This window comes from Vallitalea sediminicola (assembly GCF_054408565.1).
Map to the genome: position 1 here is coordinate 1 of NZ_BTPT01000301.1, position 260 is coordinate 260.

The 260-nt window shown below is 33.8% G+C and carries 1 protein-coding gene; it reads left to right on the forward strand.

Annotated elements, in window-relative coordinates; all coding sequences use genetic code 11:
• Positions 1-53: 53 nt before the first annotated feature.
• A partial coding sequence (locus ACX6CF_RS26820; RefSeq protein WP_458788433.1) for a DUF6144 family protein occupies positions 54-260 on the forward strand: 207 nt, incomplete at its 3' end.

The following is a 260-nucleotide window of genomic DNA, read 5'->3' on the forward strand; positions in this document are numbered from 1 at the left end:
AATTAAATTCAGAATTTAAAGCTCTGTAAAAGCGGAAAATGGAGGGTTTCAATATGTTTGATATAAGGAAAATTCAGGAACAGGTAATCTATAGGTCAGTTAAAAGTGCAAGAAATGATGAAACAGCAAAAAAAATAGTATATGGAAAAGATGAGTTGGCTGCAACGGAGGATAATCCCACATGGGTAAAGTCTACAATGAAGAGATTAGAAAATCATTTTGATAAGTCGGCTGTTAGTGAGATTAGAAGACACTGTCAG